Annotated in this window: 14 protein-coding genes and 2 pseudogenes; 12 read left to right on the plus strand and 4 right to left on the minus strand. The window is 69.4% G+C overall.

Annotation, left to right across the window (positions count from 1 at the left end; genetic code table 11):
• The first annotated feature begins 41 nt into the window (after positions 1-41).
• From OG948_RS58230 to OG948_RS58285, 12 genes are all read left to right on the plus strand, one after another.
• Positions 42-2,288, plus strand: a complete 2,247-nt coding sequence (locus OG948_RS58230; protein WP_331773159.1) for an MMPL family transporter — start codon at positions 42-44, stop codon at positions 2,286-2,288.
• Between the two features lie 151 nt (positions 2,289-2,439).
• Positions 2,440-3,666, plus strand: coding sequence for a sensor histidine kinase (locus OG948_RS58235; protein WP_406300840.1), 1,227 nt, complete (start codon positions 2,440-2,442; stop codon positions 3,664-3,666).
• Positions 3,663-4,343: a response regulator transcription factor gene (locus tag OG948_RS58240; RefSeq protein ID WP_331773161.1), complete on the plus strand. Its 681-nt coding sequence runs from the start codon at positions 3,663-3,665 to the stop codon at positions 4,341-4,343. Before OG948_RS58235 ends, OG948_RS58240 begins: the two co-directional genes overlap by 4 nt.
• Positions 4,344-5,551: 1,208 nt before the next feature.
• Positions 5,552-6,169, plus strand: a complete 618-nt coding sequence (locus OG948_RS58245) for a TetR family transcriptional regulator (RefSeq protein ID WP_331773162.1) — start codon at positions 5,552-5,554, stop codon at positions 6,167-6,169.
• 744 nt (positions 6,170-6,913) lie between these two features.
• Positions 6,914-7,615, plus strand: coding sequence for an alpha/beta fold hydrolase (locus tag OG948_RS58250; protein WP_406300939.1), 702 nt, complete (start codon positions 6,914-6,916; stop codon positions 7,613-7,615).
• 141 nt (positions 7,616-7,756) lie between these two features.
• Positions 7,757-8,866 carry a DUF3500 domain-containing protein gene (locus OG948_RS58255; RefSeq protein WP_331773164.1) on the plus strand — a complete coding sequence of 370 codons (1,110 nt, stop codon included), beginning with the start codon at positions 7,757-7,759 and terminating at the stop codon, positions 8,864-8,866.
• Positions 8,867-8,884: 18 nt separating this feature from the next.
• Positions 8,885-10,696 (plus strand): gamma-glutamyltransferase, encoded by a 1,812-nt coding sequence (locus OG948_RS58260; RefSeq protein WP_331773165.1) that lies wholly within the window; start codon positions 8,885-8,887, stop codon positions 10,694-10,696.
• Entirely contained in the window at positions 10,693-11,481 is a 789-nt protein-coding gene (locus OG948_RS58265; protein WP_331773166.1) for a YoaK family protein, read from the plus strand. The genes OG948_RS58260 and OG948_RS58265 overlap by 4 nt, the downstream gene beginning before the upstream one ends.
• 61 nt (positions 11,482-11,542) lie before the next feature.
• Entirely contained in the window at positions 11,543-12,955 is a 1,413-nt protein-coding gene (locus OG948_RS58270) for an MFS transporter (protein ID WP_331773167.1), read from the plus strand.
• The gene (locus OG948_RS58275) at positions 12,942-14,162 is read left to right on the plus strand and encodes an FAD-dependent monooxygenase (RefSeq protein ID WP_331773168.1); all 1,221 of its coding nucleotides are present in this window, start codon (positions 12,942-12,944) and stop codon (positions 14,160-14,162) included. The genes OG948_RS58270 and OG948_RS58275 overlap by 14 nt, the downstream gene beginning before the upstream one ends.
• Before the next feature lie 605 nt (positions 14,163-14,767).
• Positions 14,768-16,048 (plus strand): aminotransferase class V-fold PLP-dependent enzyme, encoded by a 1,281-nt coding sequence (locus OG948_RS58280; protein ID WP_331773169.1) that lies wholly within the window; start codon positions 14,768-14,770, stop codon positions 16,046-16,048.
• 452 nt (positions 16,049-16,500) lie between these two features.
• On the plus strand, positions 16,501-17,649 hold the full coding sequence (locus tag OG948_RS58285; RefSeq protein ID WP_331773170.1) for a DUF475 domain-containing protein: 1,149 nt from the start codon (positions 16,501-16,503) through the stop codon (positions 17,647-17,649).
• A gap of 8 nt (positions 17,650-17,657) precedes the next feature.
• Here the strand turns inward: OG948_RS58285 and OG948_RS58290 are convergent.
• The 4 genes and pseudogenes from OG948_RS58290 to OG948_RS58305 all read right to left on the minus strand — a co-directional run.
• Positions 17,658-18,537 (minus strand): annotated as a pseudogene (locus OG948_RS58290) (IS110 family transposase); the annotation flags it as partial.
• Between the two features lie 134 nt (positions 18,538-18,671).
• Positions 18,672-19,505: a transposase gene (locus tag OG948_RS58295; RefSeq protein WP_331773644.1), complete on the minus strand. Its 834-nt coding sequence runs from the start codon at positions 19,503-19,505 to the stop codon at positions 18,672-18,674.
• Positions 19,448-19,678: a hypothetical protein gene (locus OG948_RS58300; RefSeq protein ID WP_331773676.1), complete on the minus strand. Its 231-nt coding sequence runs from the start codon at positions 19,676-19,678 to the stop codon at positions 19,448-19,450. Before OG948_RS58300 ends, OG948_RS58295 begins: the two co-directional genes overlap by 58 nt.
• 213 nt (positions 19,679-19,891) lie before the next feature.
• A pseudogene (locus OG948_RS58305) lies at positions 19,892-20,200 on the minus strand (transposase); the annotation flags it as partial.
• Positions 20,201-20,947: the final 747 nt, after the last annotated feature.

The following is a 20,947-nucleotide window of genomic DNA, read 5'->3' on the forward strand; positions in this document are numbered from 1 at the left end:
AGCCTTGAGCGGTCATCGCTTGTGGATTTGGAGACCCTGACGTGGCGAATTTTCTGTATCGGCTCGGTCGCGGCGCCTTTCGGCGGCGCGGCCGGGTCCTGCTGGTGTGGCTGGGGATGCTGGTGGTGGTCGCGGCTGGCGCGGCGCTGGCGTCGGGGCCCTCGGACGAGGAGTTCTCGATGCCGGGGATCGAGTCGCAGAAGGCGTTCGATCTCATGGAGGAGCGTTTTCCCGGAACGGCCGCAGACGGCGCCACCGCCCGCGTCGTCTTCGTCGCCCCGAACGGGCAACAGGTGAATGTGGGCGACCTGCGCAAGGCCGTCGAGGACGCGGTGGGCTCGATGGGCTTCGGCCCGCAGGTGGCCGGTGTCGCGGACCCGTTCGAGTCGCAGGCCGTCAGCAGGGACGGTTCGACGGCGTATGCGACCGTCACCTACAAGGTGGAGTCCGACGACGTCACCGACGCCAGTCGTGCCGCGGTGAACAAGGCGGCGGAACGGGCGCGGGCAGCGGGCCTGACGGTGGAGACCGGCGGGTCGGCGATGGACAGCGGCGGCGGCCCCGGCGGGACGGCGGAGCTCATCGGCCTCTCGGCGGCGGCGGTCGTACTGCTGTTCACGTTCGGGTCGCTGGCGGCCGCGGGTCTGCCGCTGCTGACCGCGATCGTGGGTGTCGCTGTGAGCCTGTTCTCGATCGTTCTGCTGGCGGGCCCGTTGGGCCTGTCCGCGGACACGCTCACCCTCGGGATGATGCTGGGCCTGGCGGTCGGCATCGACTACGCCCTGTTCGTGGTGTCCCGTTACCGGGAGGAGCGCGGGCGCGGCCGGGCCGCACAGGAGGCGGCCGGGGTGGCGGTGGGCACCGCCGGATCGGCGGTCGTGTTCGCCGGGGTCACCGTGGTGATCGCGCTCGCGGGCCTGTCGGTGGTCGGGATCCCCACCCTCACGAAGATGGGCATGGCCGCCGCAGGAGCGGTCACGATCGCCGTGCTGGTCGCGTTGACGGTCGTCCCCGCGCTGCTCGGATACTGGCCCGACGCGGTCCTGGCTCGCAAGGTCCGCAAGGCCCGCACGCTGGACCGCGACCGGGTCCTGCTCCCGATCGGCGGCGCGCCGAGCGCGGGCGGGCGTGGCAACCTGGGCACGCTCTGGGCTCGTTTCGTGCTGCGTCGTCCCATGGCGGTGCTGATTCTCGGCGTGGTGGCCCTGGTCGCACTGGCCGTACCGGTGGTGTCGCTGCAGTTGGGTATGCCGGGTGACGAGGCCAAGTCCACCGCCACCACCGAGCGGCGGGCCTACGACGCGCTCGCCGAGGGCTTCGGCCCCGGCTTCAACGGACCGCTGACCATCGTCGTGGACGCCAGGGGATCGGCCGACCCGAAGGCCGCGGTGCGCACCGTCCATGACCGGATCGGCGACACGGCCGGCATCGTGTCGGTCTCGCAGGCCCGCTTCAACCAGGCCGGCGACACGGCGGTCTTCCGGGCCACCCCCTCGACCAGCCCCACGGACGAGAAGACCAAGGACCTGGTGGAGACGATCCGGCGGGACCGTTCGGCGGTGGAGAAGCAGGCGTCGGCGACGTTCGAGGTGACCGGCACGACCGCGCTGAACATCGACATCGCGGCGAAGGTGCAGTCCGCGCTGGTGCCGTACCTGGCGGTGGTGGGCGGCCTGGCGGTGGTGTTGCTGCTGCTGGTCTTCCGGTCCGTGCTGGTGCCGGTCAAGGCGGCCCTGGGTTTCGTCCTCTCGGTGCTGGCGGCGCTGGGCGTGTTGGTGCTGGTCTTCCAGGAGGGACACGCGGCGGACCTGTTCGGGGTGGAGCAGACCGGGCCGATCATGAGCCTGATGCCGATCTTCATGATGGGCATCGTCTTCGGGCTGGCCATGGACTACGAGGTCTTCCTGGTCTCCCGGATGCGGGAGGCGTACACCCACGGGGAATCCGCCGATCAGGCGATCGTGTCCGGGTTCCGGCACAGCGCCCGGGTGGTGACGGCCGCCGCGCTGATCATGATCGCGGTCTTCTCCGGGTTCATCGGGGAGCAGGGCGGGCTGATCAAGATGCTCGGGTTCGGGCTGGCCGCCGCGGTGCTCTTCGACGCCTTCGTGGTCCGGATGGCGATCGTGCCCGCCGTCCTGGCCCTGCTCGGCGACCGGGCCTGGTGGCTGCCGAGCCGGCTGGGCCGCGTGCTGCCCCGGGTCGACGTGGAAGGCCAGGCGCTCGACCACGCGCGGCCCGCCGGCCCGGGCCGTGATCCGGACGGGCCGGTCGAGGCGCGCGTGTGACCGGCTCCGCCCACAGGACCGCCCGAGCACTTCTCGGGCGGTCCGCGCACCCATCCTCGTCATAATCGGCGACCATGGCCTCAGCACGCCCCCGGCGGAGAGCACAATGTCCAGTAGCTTTGAACGGTACGCGGAAAGCCATGCCCGGAGCATGGGGCGCCATGCCCGGGCCGCGGAAGGCCGTGTCCGGTCCGCGGATGTGGTGACGGCGGTGGCGTTGTGCGTCTGTACGCTCTTCGGGGCGCAGATCAGCACGTCGGATTCCTCGCCGCCACACGCCCTGTGGCCCGCCTGGATCCTCGTCGTCTCGGGTGCAGCCGTGCTCGCCGCCCGCACCCGCCCGCGCGCCACCCTCGCGGTCACCACCGGCGCGGCCGCACTGCTGACCGCGCTCGGCTACCTGCCCAGTCCCCTGCTGCTGGCCCCGGTCATGACCGCCCTGTACTGGCTTGCCGCGCTCACCGATTCGCGGACCACCGGCGTCTACGGCTCGGCGACCGTGGCCCTGCTCGTGGCCACCTCGCTGGCCGGCGCGCCGCTCGGCGACGACTTCATCCTGCGCACCGTGGGCACCGTCCTGTGGTTGCTGCTGCCGGTGTCCCTGGGCGGCAGGAGCCGCTTCCGGCGCGCCTACCTCGAATCCGTCCAGGCCCGCGCCGCGCACGCCGAACACACCCGCGAGGAGGAGGCCCGGCTCCGCGTCGCCGAGGAACGCATGCGCATCGCCCGCGAACTCCACGACGCCGTCGCCCACCACATGGCCGTCGCCCACGCCCAGGCCGGCACCGCCGCCCACCTCGCCGACAGCCACCCCGAACAGACCCGCCGGATCCTCGCCGACCTGGTCGGCACCACCACCTCCGCGCTCCTGGAACTACGCGCCACCGTGGGCGTGTTGCGCCAGACGGCCGACCCGCACGCCTCCCCGCTGGAACCCACCCCGGGCCTGGACCGCCTGCCCGAACTGGTCGCGGCCTGCGCGTCGACCGGCCTGACCGTCACCGTCGACACCGAGGGCGAGACCCGGCCCCTGTCCCCGGGAGTGGATCTGACCGCCTACCGGATCATCCAGGAAGCCCTGACCAACGCCACGAAGCACGCGCCCGACCACACGGCCCGAGTCCGGCTCCGCTACGACGGCTCGCGGCTGCTCATCACCGTCACCAACGACGGCACAATGCATGGCGGGGTCGCCCCGCCGGTGCCCGGAGGCGGCTACGGGCTGATGGGCATGCGCGAACGCGCCCACTCCGTCGGCGGCGACCTGCGCGCCGGCCCCCGACCCGAAGGCGGCTTCGAAGTCGCCGCCGCCCTCCCCTTCCAGCCCCGCACCCCGGCGGACGCCCCGACCGGACCACGACCCGAGGAAACCCGTTGACCATCCGCGTCCTGCTCGCCGACGACCAGGCCCTGCTGCGCGGCACCTTCCGGCTCCTGATCGACTCCTGCGACGACATGGAGGTCGTCGCAGAGGCCGCGGACGGTCACCAAGCCCTGGAACTCGCCCGCGCCCACCGGCCCGACGTCGTCCTGATGGACATCCGGATGCCCAACGGTGACGGCCTTGCCGCCACCGCCGCCATCTGCGCGGACCCCGGCCTCGCCGGCACCCGCGTCCTGATCCTGACCATGTTCGAGACCGAGGAATACGTCGCCCGGGCACTACGCGTCGGCGCCAGCGGCTTCCTCGGCAAATACGTCACCACCGACGCGCTGCTCGAGGGAATCCGCACCGTCGCCGCCGGCGAGGCGCTCCTGTCACCGGGAGCCACCCGGGCCCTGATCACCCGCTTCCTCACCACCCCCGCCTCCGGACCGCCCCTGGCCCCCGCCGAACGCCTCGCCGACCTCACACCCCGCGAACAGGAGGTCACCGTCCTGGCCGCCCACGGCGAGTCCAACGACCGGATCGCGGAGAAACTCGTGCTCAGCGTCCTGACCGTGCGCACCCACATCCAACGCGCGATGACCAAACTCGGCGCCCGCGACCGCGCCCAACTCGTTGTCATCGCCTACCAGAACGGCCTGGTACACCCCGAACCCCCCAGCCTCTGACAACAACCCGCGCAGCACCCCCCGCCAACAAAGGAGGCGTCAACATGTAGTGGTCGGTGCCGAGGTCGCGGTAGGGGACCTTGTCGTGCAGGACGTGCCGGACGGCGATGGTGAGAGTTTGTGCGTGACCGCGACCGGCGCGCGTCTGCCGCCTCGTCGCGCGGGCGATGCGGCGGCAGAACACCGCCGGGCAGCCGAGGCGGCGACGACAACAACCACGGAGCCGTCGGCGTCTTTGACGGGGGCGGCCGAGGCCACGGACGGCCCCCTGGGTCGAGAACGATCCCGTTCCGCCCGTACACGACCAGGTCATCGACCTTGGCGACCGTCCGCGCCACCTCGACGCGCGGCTGCAGGACCGCGGTCGGATCCGTGCTGTCCAGTGCCGTCGGAATCCCTGGAGAGTTCGCGAAGATCTGGGCGGCGGCCAGCGTCCGGCGCTGGGCATCGGACATGCTCTCGCGCCGAGCCTCCACCACTTTTGAGAGCGTGGGCGATGGCACGCTCGATGCCGGCGCGGGCCGCGGCGGACCGGGTCTCGAAGGTCGCGCCGGGCTGCTGGGGTTCGCCGCGTCGACGGTGCCGAGGCGGGCGGCCCCATGCAGTGGGTCGAACTCGTCCAGAACCCAGTGGTGCGTGGTGATCGCGCCGTGCAATGCGGGCGCTGCGCCGATTCTGATGTCCGCCGTGCAGCTTGCTCGTGCTCTGCGCCTGCCCACTCCTGGTGTCGATCCCGGCGGCCCGAGTCGTCAGCCGGAGGCCCTGAGGGTATACTTCCCTTATCTGGGAGATGGATCTTATTTAAGAAGTAGGATCCATCATCGTTGATGTAAATGACAAACAACGTTCGCTCCGAGTTGGGATTGCGTATGCCGAAGTCGACGGTGCCGTCCGGGACGTTCAGGAGTTGTCCGAGACCGCCACGGCCCTCTGCGCGTGGGTGGGAACTCCCGCCGGACGCGCCGAATACGGGCCGGCGCGGGTGCCCTGTGGCAGTCGGCGACGTGGGGGCGGTGGGTGGCGTGCTCGTGGGCGACGCAGGACGACCTGCGGATCGGTCCCGTCCGCGTCGTCCATCATCCAGGCATGCGAGGCCCTGACGTGGTCGGGCGAGCGCACTTCGTATCGACCATGTCGGAGCGGTCGGACGCGAGTCACTGGGGGGCGGGTATTGTTTGCCCGCGCATCGATGAGGGTGGAGGAGACCTGTGACCGAGCAGGAGGTCGCCCCACGTGGGGGGCGCAAGTTGCGTAGTGACACCCGCCGCAATCATCGGCGCCTTCTCAAGGCCGTCGGCGAGCTTGCCCGGGAGACGCCCGACCAGCTCACCATGCAGGCCGTCGCGTCCCGCGCGGAGATCGGCCCGGCCACCGCCTACCGCTACTACTCCTCGATCGAAGACGTGCTCGCGGCCTATGTGCTCAGCGTCGTCGGGGAGTTGCGCGATTTCAGCGAGACGTCGACCGCGGCAGGGCGACCGCTGTTCGATTCCGTCGTGGACAAATGGGTGGACCTGCTCGCCGAGCACGGCCCGGTGTTGGTGCAACTCCGATCCCGACGGGGTTACCTGGAGCGGCTGCACGCCGAAAACGAGATCCTAGTCACCGTGCGAGATGCCTGGACTGAGCCGGTGCGTGGGCTGCTCGACGACATCGGTCTCCCGGACGAGATGATCAAGTACGCCTTGTTCCTCAGCAACATGATGTTCGATCCGCGCGAGATTCAGGACCTGTTGCAGGAGACGGACCTCTCCCGCCGGGAGGTCATCACCCGGCTCACCGAGGCGTACGGCGGCGCGTTGCGTGGGTGGGCGCGGGCGGGCTGATCGCCCCCGGGCGCCGACGGGTCGCCGGACCGGATCCTACGAATTCGGCGGCCGGATCGCCGGGTACCGCCTGGCCGCCACCGAAGGCGCCGACGTGGCGCCGGTTCGGCGTCGATGGCTCCCTCGCTTGCGTCCGCCACCGGATCACCGGCGCCGCTCACGGCGCCGGACCGGGTACGCCGAGTCCCGCGCCCGCAGACAGGCTGGTCACCCGTGGAGCCGACGCTGCGGCGTCACATATCGCCCAGGGTCCGCTGATCACCGCACGGCTCGGTGAGATTGCACGTGCTGCGGCGTTCGACCCGGCGTGCTCGGGCGGTTCGAGGCCGAGCGGCGGACCCGGTACCTCCCCGCGCGAAGGCCGCGAGGCCCTGGGGATCGCCACACACCTCGCACCTCCGGTCGCGGGATGCAGACCTCTCCCGACCAGTGCCGTGGCCTGGAACATACGCCCCGCCCCTCGCCGCACCGCCGAGACGTCCGAGTACTCCGGGGTACGAGGACGCACCAAGGCGTCGCACCGGCGAATACGTCCCCTCACGACACTAGCCACCACAGCATTATCTGATACGGTCATCTCAAATCAGAGAAGCATCTAAGAACGCTTGTCGAACAAGGAGGTCAACAGTGGCAACGCACCAGGCAGAGCGCGAGCCCGCCGAGCCCGCCGATTCGGCCGGTTCCACCATTCGGGCCGGTGAGCTCGAAGTCGGGTACATCGACGGTGGTAGCGGTGTGCCGCTCGTGCTCGTTCATGGCGGCGAGAGCGACCGCACCCAGTTCGCAACCCTCCGCGCGCACCTCGGCGGAGGAATCCGGGCGATCTCCTATGATCAACGCGATTCGGGGATCACCGTAAACCCGCCCGTTCCGTTCACGCTGGCCGACCTCGCCGATGACCTCGTCGATCTGCTGGATGCCCTGGGGCTGCAGAGTGCGCACCTGTTGGGCACCTCCTTCGGCGGCGCCGTCGCCCAGCACGTCTCGCTCCGGCATCCCGAGCGGGTCGCGTCCCTGATCCTGGTCGCCACCACGCCGAGCTTCGCGATGGGTGGCAAGGCAATCGACAGGCTGCTGAACATGTCCCACGAGGATCGGCAGAACGCGGTCGCGGACTACTTCGTCACCCCCGAAGGCCGGCCCAAGCTACAGAACCGGGCCGCCCGGACACTCACCGTCCGCGATCCCGAGCAGAGCGCCCGCCGCCACGACGTCGCCCGACAGCACGAGATCCGGGACCGGCTGGGGGAGATATCCGCACCCACGCTGATCGTGCACGGTACGGAGGACCGGCTGGCGCCCTGGGACGGCGCCGTCCTGATGGGACAGCTAATTCCGAACGCCGAACTGCGTTCGATCGAGGGTGGGCGACACGCGATCGCGATGGAGTTCGCGGACACGATCGCCCCCTGGGTACGCGAGTTCCTTGGAGTGACCGCAGCGTGAGCGGCGCGACGCAGGCCCGCATCCGGTCGGCCCCGGGCTCGGGCGCGAGCATCGTCCGCCCGGCTCGGGACGTCACGGCCGGCTCGCGGCGACCCCATCCGCATCCTGCCGGACCGACCCGGCACGACGTCCGGTACGGCAATGATTGACACCGGCGCCCGCGAGGTCGCGACCCGGATGGCCGAAGCAGCCCAGACGTGGCTGGACTCCCTGGACGCCGACCAGCGCCGGACGGCGATCGGACCCCGGCCGGGCGCCGACGGCGAGGCCGAACGGACCCGTTGGTACTACACGCCCACCGATCACGGCGGCCTCACCTTCCATCGGCAGCGCCCCGCCCAGCACCGACTGGTGATGCAACTGGTCGCGAGCGGACTGTCCGAAGCCGGGTACAACACCGTCGCCACCGTGCTCGGCCTGGAGAACGTGCTCGACCACGTCGAGGGCTTCTCGGTGAACTGGGGGCGCGAACGCACCCGCGACCCGGCCATGTACTACCTGCGGGTCTTCGGCGAGCCCGGCGGGCCGCAGCCGTGGGGATGGCGGTTCGGCGGCCACCACGTCTCCCTCAACAACCTCGTGGTGGACGGACGCGTCGTCGCCACCACCCCCTGCTTCCTGGGCGCCGACCCGGCCGTGTCGCCGCTGCTGGGCCGCGAGAAGCTGCGCCCGCTGGGGACGGCCGAGGACCTGGCCCGCGAGCTGGTCCGCTCGCTGCGCCCCGAGTCCGCCGCCCGCGCGGTGCTGCTCGGGCGCGCCCCGAACGACATCGTGGCGGGCAACAGCAATCGGATCGACGACCGTGTGGTCAGGCGCAGCGACCTCTGGCGCCCCGGCCGACACACCCCGGACCGGGCCGAGCACCCGGTCACCGGCCTCGACGGCGCGAACCGGCAGGCGCTGGCCCTCACCCCGACACCCAAGGGCGTCCCGGGCGCCGAACTCGACGCCGCGCAGCGGGAGTTGCTGCGGGCCCTGCTCGGCACCTACCTCGACCGCGTTCCGAACGGGGTGTCCCCGCTGCCCCGCTACGACGACCCGACGGCGCTCGATGCCGTGCACCTCGCCTGGGCCGGCTCCACCACGGCGGGCGAGCCGCACTACTACCGCCTGCAGGGCCCGCGGCTGCTCGTCGAGTGGACCAACATCCACCGCGGCGTCAACCACGCCCACGCCGTGTGGCGGGACCCCGAGACCGACTTCGGCGGCGACGTCCTCGCTGCCCACCACGCCGCCCACCACGTGCCATAACGACGGGATGTGACAGACATGGCCGGTCGACAGCCGTCACCGAGCGACGCTCCTCCCCAACCGACGCGCCCCACGCTGCGCGGATCCTTCGGCATGTGCGCTTCCACGCACTGGCTGGCTTCCGCGACCGCCCAGTCCGTACTGGAGCAGGGCGGCAACGCGTTCGACGCGGCGACCGCCGGCGCCTTCGTGCTGCACGTCGCCGAACCACATCTCAACGGGCCGGGCGGTGACCTCGTCGCCGTGCTCGCAATCGCGGAAAGCCCGTCTCCGCTCGTGCTGGCGGGACAGGGCCACGCTCCGAGGGGAGCCACGATCGAGCACTTCCGGGCCGAAGGGCTGGACCACGTCCCGGGTGCGGGTGCCCTGGCCGCCGCCGTCCCGGGCGCCGTCGACTCCTGGCTCTGGCTGCTCGCCGAGTTGGGCACCTGGGAACTCGTCGACGTCTTGGCCTACGCAATCCATTACGCGGAGCACGGAGTTCCGGTCGTTCCCCAATTGGCGCGCGTCCTGGCCACGGTCGAGGATCTCTTCCGCACGCACTGGCCGACGTCGTACGCGCTGTGGATGCCCGGAGGACGAGTCCCGCAACGGGATGAGACTCTCGTCAACCCCGCCTACGGCCGGACTCTGCGCCGGCTGGGTGAGGCGGCTGCCGGCGAGACGAGAACCGCACGGATCGACGCCGCACGGCGCGCCTGGCGAACCGGGTTCGTGGCAACCGCCGTGGCGGAGTTCGCGGCCACGCCGCACCGGCATTCCTCGGGCACGGACCACGCCGGAGTGATCACCGCCGCCGACTTCACCGACTTCGTTCCCTCCCTCGAACCCGCGGTCACCGCGGAGTTCCGGGGGACCACGGTGGCGAAGGCGGGCTTGTGGTCCCAGGGTCCCGTGCTGCTCCAGGCCCTCACCATGCTCGACCACTTCGACGACGAACGGATCGATCCCTCGACCGCCGGGGGAATCCACACCATCACCGAGGCACTGAAGCTGGCCATGGCCGACCGGGAGGCGTTCTACGGGCATCTGGATCCGGCGGACGCGGAGGCCGTGGTGCGCCGGCTGTTGTCCCCTCGGTACAGCAGGGAGCGAGCCGGCCTGATCGGCCCGGTCGCGTCCACCGAATTCAGGCCCGGTGACATCGGCGTCACCCCGTACACACCACCGCTCGTCATCGATCGGCACCCCGCTCGGGTCGACGGCGTGGGCGAACCCACCGTGCAGCAGACCGGGGAGACCCGCGGCGACACCTGCCACATCGACGTCGTCGACCGCTGGGGAAACATCATCTCGGCCACACCGTCGGGAGGGTGGCTCCAGTCCTCTCCCGCCGTGCCGGATCTCGGTTTCGCGCTGGGCACCCGGCTCCAGATGACCTGGCTGGACCCGGCTGCCCCATCGCGTCTGGCGCCGGGGCGGCGACCCCGTACGACCCTGACTCCCACCCTCCTGCTGCGCGACGGCAGCCCCGTGGCCGCGTTGGGCACACCGGGGGGTGACCAGCAGGACCAGTGGCAACTGATCTACCTGATCCGCACGCTCGCTTTCGGGCTGGATCCGCAAGAGGCGATCGACGCGCCCGCGTTCCACACCACGGCGGTGCCGAGCTCGTTCTGGCCCCGGACCTGGACGCCGGGGGGATTGGTGATCGAGGAACGAGCGGGCGGGGCAGTCGTCGACGAGCTGCGCGAACGTGGCCACGACGTGACCGTCTCCGGGCCATGGAGTCAGGGCCGGCTGTCGGTGGTCACGCGTGATCCGGACAACGGTGTCCTCCGGGCGGCGGCGAACCCGCGTGGTGCCCAGGGGTATGCGGCGGGGCGATGAGCGGCTTTGCGTCCGGCACTCGCCGGCTTGTGCAACGGCGGGTCACGCCGCTGGGTCTGATGCTTGCCCTCACCTTCGCGACGGGCGTCGTCGACGCTGTCGGATACCTGCGCCTGGACCAGGTGTTCGCGGGCAACATGACGGGCAACGTCGTCATCCTCGGCATGGCGGCCACAGGCGGGACGGGGCTGCCCGTCCTCGGTCCGCTCCTGGCGCTGGCGTGCTTTCTCGTCGGCGCGGCGGCGGCCGGGCGGCTGCTGCGCACCGCCGCCCCGGGCTGGGGCCGCCGGTGCACGGGTCTGCTGGGCGGTGTCGGACTGGTCCTGGCCGCCACTGCGCTCGGCATGGCCGTAGCCGGGGTGGGCACCCACGCCGGCCGCGCGTCGATGGCGTCGTCACTTGCCCTGGCCATGGGGGTGCAGGCGGCGACGGCCCGCCACCTGGGGGTGAAGGACGTCACCACCGTGGTCGTCACCTCCACCCTGACCGGCCTCGCGGCGGACTCCCGGCTGGGAGCGAACCGCGGCCAAGGGGCCCTGCGTCGAGTCGCGGCCGTTGCGCTGATCACCCTCGGAGCGGTCGCCGGCGCGGCGCTGTGCCAAGTACACGAAGGTCTCGCGGTGGCGGCGGCAGCGTTCGTCGTGCTCGCCGTGGCCGGCCTCGGCCACGCGTTCGCTCGCATCGCCGACGACGCGGCGACAGCCACGACCGGATCGACCACGTCCTCCACGAGCAGTTCCGCGACCGTGCCTTCGACAGGCGGCAGCGCGCGTATTTCCGGGTAAGGCGGCAGCGCTACGCGTGTGTCCGACCCCTTACTCGCCGGCAATGACGGAAAGGACGTCCATGACCACCGCAAGTCTGGCTCCCCCGGTCCGCATCGGGAAGGCCGGCATCTGGGCCCTCGGCATCCTGGCACTCGCTACCGGTGCCCTGGAGTCGGTGGTGACGCCGACGCTCCCGCTGCTGCAACGCGAATTGTCGATGACCCCTTCCGATGGGGCACTACTCAGCATCACATTGCTTCTCACCGGTGCCATAGTCGCGCCCATCGCGGGCAACCTCGGTGACCGCTACGGCGGGAAACGGATCATGATCCGGCTGATGTCGGTGGTCTGTATCGGCGGCCTGGTGTCCTCCCTGGCGCCGAACGTGCCGGTGTTGCTGCTGGGCCAGCTCCTGCAGGGGGCGATGGTGGGCGCGTTGCCCCTGGCTTTCATCCTGGTACGCAAACACCTTCCGGCGGAAGAGTCCAAGGTGGCCATCGGGGTGATCAGCGGCTTGTTCGTCGGGGGCGGGATGGTCGGGATCCTGGCGGCCGGGCCCGTGGCGGAAAAGCTGTCCCGGCACTGGATGTTCGCGCTGCCGACGATCGTGGTCATCGTGTCCACGATCGCGTTGGGCATGCTGATGCCGGACGATCTGCCGGGCGAGTCGAACGACATCGGGCTCGACTGGCCCGGCCTGGTTCTCTTGAGCGGGATGTTGGTCGCGCTCATGCTCCTGCTCAGATGGTCGCCCGACTTCGACTCGCGGCCGCTCCTGCCCAGCGCCATGGCCGTGCTCATGGCCGCCTGCGTGATCGGATGGATAGCCGTCGAGCGTCGGGTGACCTCGCCGATGGTCGATCTGCGCATGCTCGTGCAGCCTGCGATCTGGAGTTCCTATGTGATCACCTTCGCCGTCTGTCTGGGCACCTCGGCATCGCTGTATCTCGTTCCGCAACTCTTCGCGCTCTCCGGCGACGGGTACGGCTTCGGCGCCAGCGCCACCGACATCGGGTGGTACCTGCTGCCCGGCGCCGTCACGGCGGGGCTCAGCGGGCCGCTCGGCGGGATCGCGGCGCGGCGTTTCGGCGCGAGTGTCGCGGTCGCCACCGGAATCGGTGTCATGACGACCACGTTTGTCGCCTTGGCGGTCGTACACAGCGAGATCTGGCACCTCATCGTCGCCAAGGCGCTGATCGCCCTGGGCAGTGGTGCCTGTGTCACGGCGATGGTCGTCAAGACCGCCACCTCTGTCGATCGTGACACCACCGGCACCGCCACCAGCCTGCTTCTGGTGACTCGCGTGATCGGCTTCGCCGTGGGTGTGCAGGTCAGCGGCGCCTACCTCACCGCCGGGACCCCTTCCGGGTCGGACGTGCCGGCCGAATCGGCCTTCGTCACCGGCTTCCTCATCGCCGCCGCCGTCACGGCGCTGGCCCTGTTTTTCGTTCGTACCCTGGGTAAAGGAGCCAAAGAAAATGACCCGCACTGACCAGTCGACGGACATCCGTACCACGTCGAAGCGCAAGGTTCTGATTTCCGGTGCCAGTATCGCGGGGCCCGCCCTGGCGTTCTGGCTGAACCGCCACGGATTCGCGGTCACGGTGGTCGAGAAGGCGAGCACACTTCGTGGCGGTGGTTATCCCATCGACGTGCGCGGCACCGCACTCGAGGTGGTCCGGCGGATGGGGATCATGCCGCGGTTGCGGGAGGCGCACATCGACCTGCGCCGGCTGACCTTCCTCGACGGGAACGGCAGCGAGGTGGTCTCGGTCCACCCGCACAGCGTCACCGGCGGTGTCGAGGGACGGGACCTGGAGGTACGGCGCGGGGATCTGTCCGACGCTCTCTACGCGGCGGTCCGTGACGACGTGGAGTTCTTGTTCGACGACTCCATCGAGACCCTCGATCAGTTCCGCCACGGGGTCGACGTCACCTTCCGCGGGGGCGGCACGCGTACGTTCGACATGGTGTTCGGTGCGGACGGTCTGCACTCGCACACCCGCGAGTTGCTGTTCGGCCCCGAAGGGCAGTTCCACCACTTCCTCGGCTATTGTTTCGCCGTTTTCACCATGCCCAACACCTTCGGGCTCTCCCACGAGACCGTGATGTGGAACGCCCCGGGCAAGGCCGCGGCACTCTACGCCGTGGGGGACGAAGACGAAGTGCACGCCTTCCTGAACTTCGCCCACCCGGAACCGCCGTTCGACGCGTTCCCGAACCCGGATGCCCAACGGGACCTGGTCGCCAAGGTCTTCGCCGACATCGGGTGGGAGGTCCCGGGCATGGTGGCCGCCATGCGCAAGTCGGACGACCTGTTCTTCGACGCGGTCAGCCAGATCCGGATGCCTCGCTGGTCCGACGGCAGGGTCGCGCTGGTGGGCGACGCCGCGTGGGCGCCTTCGTTCCTTACCGGACAGGGCTCCAGCCTCGCGCTCGTCGGCGCGTACATGCTCGCCGGTTCCGTGGCCGACCGGCACCACGCCGCGGGCTTCGACGCCTACGAACACAACACCCGTGAGTTCGTGACCGTGAATCAGAATCTGGTCGGCAAGGGCGGTGCCACCCTCTTCCCGACCACCACCGAGGCCCTGGAAGAGCGCAACGACAGGCTGCGCAAACTCAGCGCCATACCCTCCGCAGAGGGACGACCGGCCCACTCGGCCCTCACCCTGCCCGAATTCGTGCCGATGACGTGAGCCGGTTACGCGTGCCGATGAAGGGCGCCACCAGCGGCCGGTGGTCCGGGACCCGGCGCCGGCGACGGTGGGGGTTCCCGGTCACGTCACAAGGGTGGCCGGGAACCCCCACCGTCACGTTCAAGGGGCGGCACCCATCCGACCCCGGCCTCGGCATCGAAGCACCCAGGTCGGTAGACGCCGCGCAGTCGCCGGCGGATGTGGCGGTGGACACGGCCGATCTCGACGGATCGAGGGGGCCGAGCCGAGCTACACCTACGAATCGAGTAGAGCTTCTTATTTGGGGAAGAAGTCTCATTTCTTGCTCATCAGCTGGTCCTACATCGCAGGCTATGAGGTGGTGGGCTCTGGGTGGAAATGCCCCGAATGCGAAGGGATTTGGGTCGAACTCCACCGGGTTTCCGATCAATGCGCCCTCCCGGCTTTCGGTGCACGAGCCGCGCTGACATCCTCTAACTGATATAGTCGTATCATTCAATGTCATTATCTCTCGCCCAAGCTCACACCGCGCCGCGCTTCTCATGGCCGGCCCCAGGCCCTGACCTGGGAGTCGGCAGCGAACAACCGCGTCGCCGGCCGCGCTTCCCCTCGCCCTGGAGAAGAACGTGACTCTCACCCCCCAAGACTCCGAGCCCTTCGGCCCGGAGACCATGCAGTACGTGCGGCAGCAGTTCGCCCACCTCGAACAAGACGCGCACGGCGCACGCCGGCTCTTCTTCGAAAACTCCGGCGGCTCGCTGCGGCTGCGACAGGCCGCCAAGCGCTCCATGGAGGTCTCCCTCTATCCGGAAGCCCCCTCACGACCCAGCAAAGTCGCCCAAGCGCTCGACCAGGTCGAGAAGCAGGGCCAGGCCGATCTCCTGGCCTTCTTCGGAGCCGGCACGTCCGGCGCCATCCTGCCGACGGCGACCGCGTCGCGGGCGATGTTCGACCTCATCCGGACGGTCGCCGAAAACGTTCCCGGCACCAACATCGTGACCACCGCGATCGAGCACCCGTCGTCCTATGACGCCTGCGAGCAGTACGCGCGACGGACCGAACAGCAACTCCGAGTCGCCCAGCCCAATCGCACGACCGGCGGCGTCGACGCCTCGGCGATAGCCGAACTCGTCGACACCGGCACCTCCCTGGTCTCGGTTATCGCCACGTCGAACATCACCGGCGCCGTCATCGACGTCCCCGCCGTGGTCGAGGCGGTTCGGGCGAAGAACCCCGACGTCTACATCGTCGTGGACGCGGTGCAATACGCACCGCACGGCATCATCGACGCCCAAGCCTGGGAGATCGATGGCGTCAACATCGCGCCATACAAGATGTTCGGCGACCGAGGCAACGCATTCACCTATCTCTCGCCCCGACTCGCGGAACTCACCCACGACAAGCTCACCGGTGCGAACCCGGACAGCTGGAGCCTGGGCAGCTCCGCGCCGGCGGCCTTCGCTGGGTTCACCGCGATCATGGACTACCTTGCCGCTGTTGGCGGAACGGCACCCGGGACCGAGCGCCGTCAGTCCATCGTCGCCGGGATCCGCGCCGTGCAACGACACGAGCAGGCGATCCTGCGCACCTTGCTTGACGGCACGGAGGGACAGACCGGCCTGCGTGACATGGCAGGCGTCCAAGTGCACTTCGCCGATGCGTCATCCGACCATCCGCGGGATCTCATCGTGCCCTTGACCTTCGACGCGCTCTCTTGTGCCAACGCCGTCCGCGCCTACGAGGACAACGGGGTAATCGTCTACGAGCGCGTCGCAAACAACCACTACTCTGCCCGTATCCTCCGCTCGCTCGGCCTCGAAGGAGTGGTGCGGGTCTCTCCTCTGCACTGCCACACCCCGCAGGAGGCTGAGCACTTCCTTCACGTCACCGAACGGATCGCGAAGTAGCTTCGCCGACGCCCTGAAGACACTTCATGCCCGCCTGTCCTCGCGTCCGCGGCCGAGTGCGGGAACCCGATGTTCCGGCGACGGCTGTGGGCGTTCGTCCACGCTGTCCCACCTCGGCGAACTCGGTGGCGAGGCGAATCATCACCGGACAAGTCGAGGCGACATGAGACGAACCTGCGCGCCGCGTTCGCGACCGCAACGCGATGCCTTCCCCCACCGACGGAACGCGATCCCACCATCGGCGGACAATCAGCCCCGGGCCTGCGGGAGATCGCACTCGACTTCGGCGTCAGCGTGCAATGAGTACGTGCTGACGGTGTGTGTCAGGGTCGGTCACCCGGTGGGGCCGGCCCTGACGCCTATCCCGAGGTTCTCGGGTGGGGGGAGTGAGGGTCGGTCTTCCTGATGACCCACCCGGAGATGCAATCCCCAGGTAGATAAGGACCTCATCCGTGGTAATCCGTACGTTCGGCTGGTCGTTCGGCGTGACGGTGGCCGGTCTCGCCGTCGCCGCTTATTTTTGGGGGGCGACCGGATTCGGCATCGTGCTGATCCTGTCGATCCTCGAGATCTCGCTGTCTTTCGACAACGCTGTAGTAAATGCCACCGTCCTCAAGAAGATGAATGCCTTCTGGCAGAAGATGTTCTTGACGATCGGCATCTTGATCGCCGTCTTCGGCATGCGGCTCGTCTTCCCGTTGCTCATCGTCAGCCTGACCGCCGGAATCGGTCCGGTGGACGTCGTCGACCTCGCGTTCCACGACGACAAGATGATCGACGGGATGACCTACGCGCAGCACCTGGACGAGGCGCATCCGGCGATCGCCGCCTTCGGTGGCCTGTTCCTTATGATGATCTTCCTGGACTTCATGTTCGACGACGAGCGTGAGCACCGGTGGATCGGCCCGCTGGAGCGGGTCACCGGCAGGCTCGGCAACTTCGACGTGTTGTCCACGCTGATCGCGCTGATCGTGCTCGTGGTGACCGCGCAGACGCTTTCGCCCGCGCACAAGGAGGGCACGGTCATGGTGGCCGGCGTGCTCGGCCTGATCGCGTACCTGGGCGTCGGCGGGCTCTCGGACTACTTCGAGACGCACGGCACGCTGGCGCACATCAACGAGGAAGAGGAGGAAGCCGAGGCCGCGGCGGCCGCGGAGCCGGCCGAGGCCGAGGGCCGCGGCGGGCCCAAGCCCGTGCAGCTCGCCGCCGGCAAGGCCGCGTTCTTCATGTTCCTCTACCTCGAGGTGCTCGACGCGTCGTTCTCCTTCGACGGTGTGGTCGGCGCGTTCGCGATCACCCAGGACCTGCTGATGATCACGCTGGGTCTGGGCATCGGCGCGATGTACATCCGGTCGCTCACCGTCTACCTGGTGCGCCAGGGCACGCTGGACGACTACGTCTACCTGGAGCACGGCGCGATGTACGCGATCGGCGCCCTGGCGAGCATCCTGCTGCTGTCGATCAAGTGGGAGATCCACGAGGTGATCACCGGTGTGATCGGGGTCGGCTTCATCGGCGTCGCGTTGATCTCCTCGATCATGCGCAACAAGCGGATCGGCCACGTGCCCGGGCAGAACGGCCAAGCGGCGGCCGATTCCTAATCTTGTTGTCAAGCGGCGAGTGTGACGGGTGGTGTGGGCTCGTAGCACCGTCCGTCACGCAGCAGGGCCCACAGGACGTTGACGCCAGAGCAAGGACTGCCTGGGTGTGCCGCTTGCCCTCGGCCCGCTTGCGGTCGTAGAAGCGGCGGGACTCGTCGCAGTACCGGATGCTGATCAGCGCGGAGGTGTAGAACACGCGTTGGAGGCGCCGGTTGTAGCGCTGGGGGCGGTGCAGGTTGCCGCTGACCTTGCCCGAATCACGTGGGGCCGGGGCGACGCCGGCGAAGGCGGCGAGGCGGTCGGGGATGGCGAACGCGGCCGTGTCGCCACCGGTCGCGGCGAGGAACTCGGCGCCGAGCAGGGCCCGATGCCGGGCATGCTCGCGATCACGGCGGCGTGTTCGTGCTCGCGAAACCGGCCCTCGACGAGCTTGTCGGTCTCGGCGATCCGCTCGTTGAGGGCCATCACCTCCTTCGCCAACGAGTGGACCAGTCGCGCGGTGATCTTCTCGCCCGGCACTGCGGTGTGTTGGCGCTCGGTCGCCGCAACGGCTCCGGCCGCGAGCTGCGCGGCGTTGCGGACGTTGCGGTTGCGCAGCCACGTCTCCAGCCGCCGGGCGCCCGCGCGGCGGATCGCCGCCGGCGTCCGGTAGCCGGTCAGCAGAACCGGTGGTCCGACGTTGGTGAGGTCCAACTCCCTTTCCAGGGAAGGGAATATGCCGGTCAGCAGGGCTCGGAGGCGGGTGATCGAGCGGGTGCGGTCGGCGACGAGATCCATGCGGTGGGCGGTGAGGAGCCCCAGCTCGACGGTGAGCTCGTCGCCGGGTCGCAGCGGGTGCAGGTCGCGGCGGACGCGGGCCTGGTCGGCGATGATCGCCGCGTCCTTCGCGACGCTCCTATGCGTCAAGTTGATCACGGCCCGGTGTCATGCCGCAGATGGGGTGACCGGTTGTTCCTGAGGTCGAGCCAGTGTGCTGTTCTTGCTGGTGAGGGCCTTGAAGACCTCACGTGCCAGGTACCGTTTCAGGCATCGAACGATCTCGGGTCGTGTCTTGCCTTCTGCGGTCCGTCGTGCCGCGTGTAGGCACGTGCTCTCGGGTCCCGGCTGAGGCGGTTGATGGCCAACATGTAGAGAGCGCGGTTCGCTTCCCGGTTGCCGCCTCGATTGAGTCGGTTGCGGTTGGTCTTGCCGGAGCCGGCGGGTATCGGTGCGACGCCGCACATGTGGGCGAAGGATGCCTCCGACCGGAGGCGCTGGGGGTTGTCGCCGGCGGCCACCAGCAGGGCGGCGCCGGTGTCCACGCCGACGCCTTTGATCTGCATCAGCTCCGGTGCGGCCCGGTGTGCAAGACGCTCGATCTGCCGGTCCGGCGCGGTGATCTCCCGGGTGAGCTGCCGGTATCGGACTGCCAGGCTCTTCAACGCGAGTTTTGCAGCGGTCTCAAGGGAGTTGACGTCTCCGGGCCGAAACCCGACGGCAGTGGTCACGAGATCCACGATGGGCATCTTGCGCAGCCGGTCGCGCAGTTCCTGGGGGGCCGTGACAACCACGGCGTGGAGCTGGTTGGCGGCCTGGGTGCGGGCCTTCATCGCCGAGCGGCGGGCTGTCCGCAGGGTGCGGATCATCTCCGCCGGGCCGTCCTGGGACTTGGCCTGGCCCATGACGGTGCCCGCGTGGACCGCCCGGGCGGCGGCCTCGGCGTCGATGGCGTCGTTCCTGCCGCCGGCCCGGCGTCGGATCCGGCGACTCGGACGGATGACCTCCACCACGTCCATGCCCTGACGGCGGAGGCAGCGGGTCAGTCCGGCGCCGTAGGCACCCGTGCCCTCCACCCCGAACCGGTGCGGGGTTCCCAGCCCGCGAACCCAGCCGGCAGGCGCTTGTGCCCATGCCCCGTGGTGGGGATGCTCAGCCCGTCGAGCCTGCGTCCGAACTGGTCCAGCGCGACCGCGACATGCACGTCGACGTGCGTGTCGACGCCCACCGTCACCAGGACCTCGTCGACCTCTGCCACCGCGGCCTTGTCCACCCTCGCTCCTCGTGTCGTGCCGTCGGGAAGGCGACGCCGGCCAGGGCAGCGCGGGCAAGACTGCGATGGGATGCCTCATGCCCCTATCAGGCCACAGCGCACCCGACCGGCTCCGCGAAGCGGTGTTCCCCGGCCGGCCGACGCGTCGCCAACAAGGCACGAAGCCGATCTGTCTTCGGGTCCGACCAGCCGGAGAACACCACCATCAGGACGATCCTCCCAGTCGGTCTTGCCCTCGCCCCGGTAGCCGTCGGCCGCGCGGTTGACGACCCGGCCGGGAATGTGGAGGAGGTGTTGGTCGTGGTTGACGAGAAGCGCGATGAGCAGGTCCGCGGCGCCGTCCGCGAGGTCGACGGCCCACACGACGTCCGCGCCCAGGGCCAGGACGTCGGCCACCAGATCGAGCAGCACCGGCTCGTCGTTGGCCATCCGGCGCGAGAGCAGCCGCTTGCCGTTCTCGTCGATCGCCACGCAGTGGTGGTGGGTCTTCCCCGCGTCCACCCCGGCCCAGATCCTTGCCACAAGCGCCTCCGCAAGCCCGTCGGTTCGTGTTGTCCCGCGGACGACCTCGCCGTCGAGTCCCTACACAGCGACCGAATCGCAGTTCCTGACTTGTTGAATCGTCACCAGATGCTCGGTCTGCAGCCGTAGCGTCCAGGGTGCCGATCGGCACTGGCTCGCATAGCTCCTTGCCGTCCTCCGGGACTGGCTCATGATTGGCGTGCCGCCGCCGATCGGCATCCGCGCGGTGTGGCTCGACAGAGGCATGAATGTGTGATCACTACTTCAAGTCAGGGTGCCCACCGCACACTTCTGCCGCTTCGAACAGGCCGGGATGCGCGTGATAACCATCGGGATCGACCCCCACAAGTCCTCTCACACAGCCGTCGCGATCGATGTCGGGGGAGGGAAGATCGGCCGGCGGCGGTTCGTCGTCAACGCCGGCACCCTCGCGCAGCTGATGCGTTGGTGCGAGCGGTGGCCCGAGCGTCGGTGCGCGGTCGAGGGAGCCGGTGGGCTCGGTCGAACGCTCGCCCAGCAGCTGGCCGCGGCCGGCGAGGACGTCGTGGACGTTCCCTCGACACTGTCCTGTCTCGTTGGGGTTGTGGGGTTGGTGGTTGGTGTGGCCTGGGTGTCTGCGGGTTGGTTGAGACGGTGTTCCGGGCTTGATGGGTGTGTCGGCGGGTGTGTTCGGTCGGTGGTGCTGGTCATGGGTGTGTGGCCTGATCCGGCGTGTTGGGTGAGACGGCGTCGGGTGTGTTGAGTGAG

It is taken from the genome of Embleya sp. NBC_00888 (genome assembly GCF_045207655.1).
Classification (GTDB): domain Bacteria; phylum Actinomycetota; class Actinomycetes; order Streptomycetales; family Streptomycetaceae; genus Embleya.

Bases quoted from the DNA above. Each gene is read 5' to 3' on its own strand.
- OG948_RS58235 (WP_406300840.1), top strand. From the start codon at position 2,440: ATGGGGCGCCATGCCCGGGCCGCGGAAGGCCGTGTCCGGTCCGCGGAT.
- OG948_RS58255 (WP_331773164.1), top strand. From the start codon at position 7,757: ATGATTGACACCGGCGCCCGCGAGGTCGCGACCCGGATGGCCGAAGCA.
- OG948_RS58260 (WP_331773165.1), top strand. From the start codon at position 8,885: ATGGCCGGTCGACAGCCGTCACCGAGCGACGCTCCTCCCCAACCGACG.
- OG948_RS58265 (WP_331773166.1), top strand. From the start codon at position 10,693: ATGAGCGGCTTTGCGTCCGGCACTCGCCGGCTTGTGCAACGGCGGGTC.
- OG948_RS58270 (WP_331773167.1), top strand. From the start codon at position 11,543: ATGACCACCGCAAGTCTGGCTCCCCCGGTCCGCATCGGGAAGGCCGGC.
- OG948_RS58275 (WP_331773168.1), top strand. From the start codon at position 12,942: ATGACCCGCACTGACCAGTCGACGGACATCCGTACCACGTCGAAGCGC.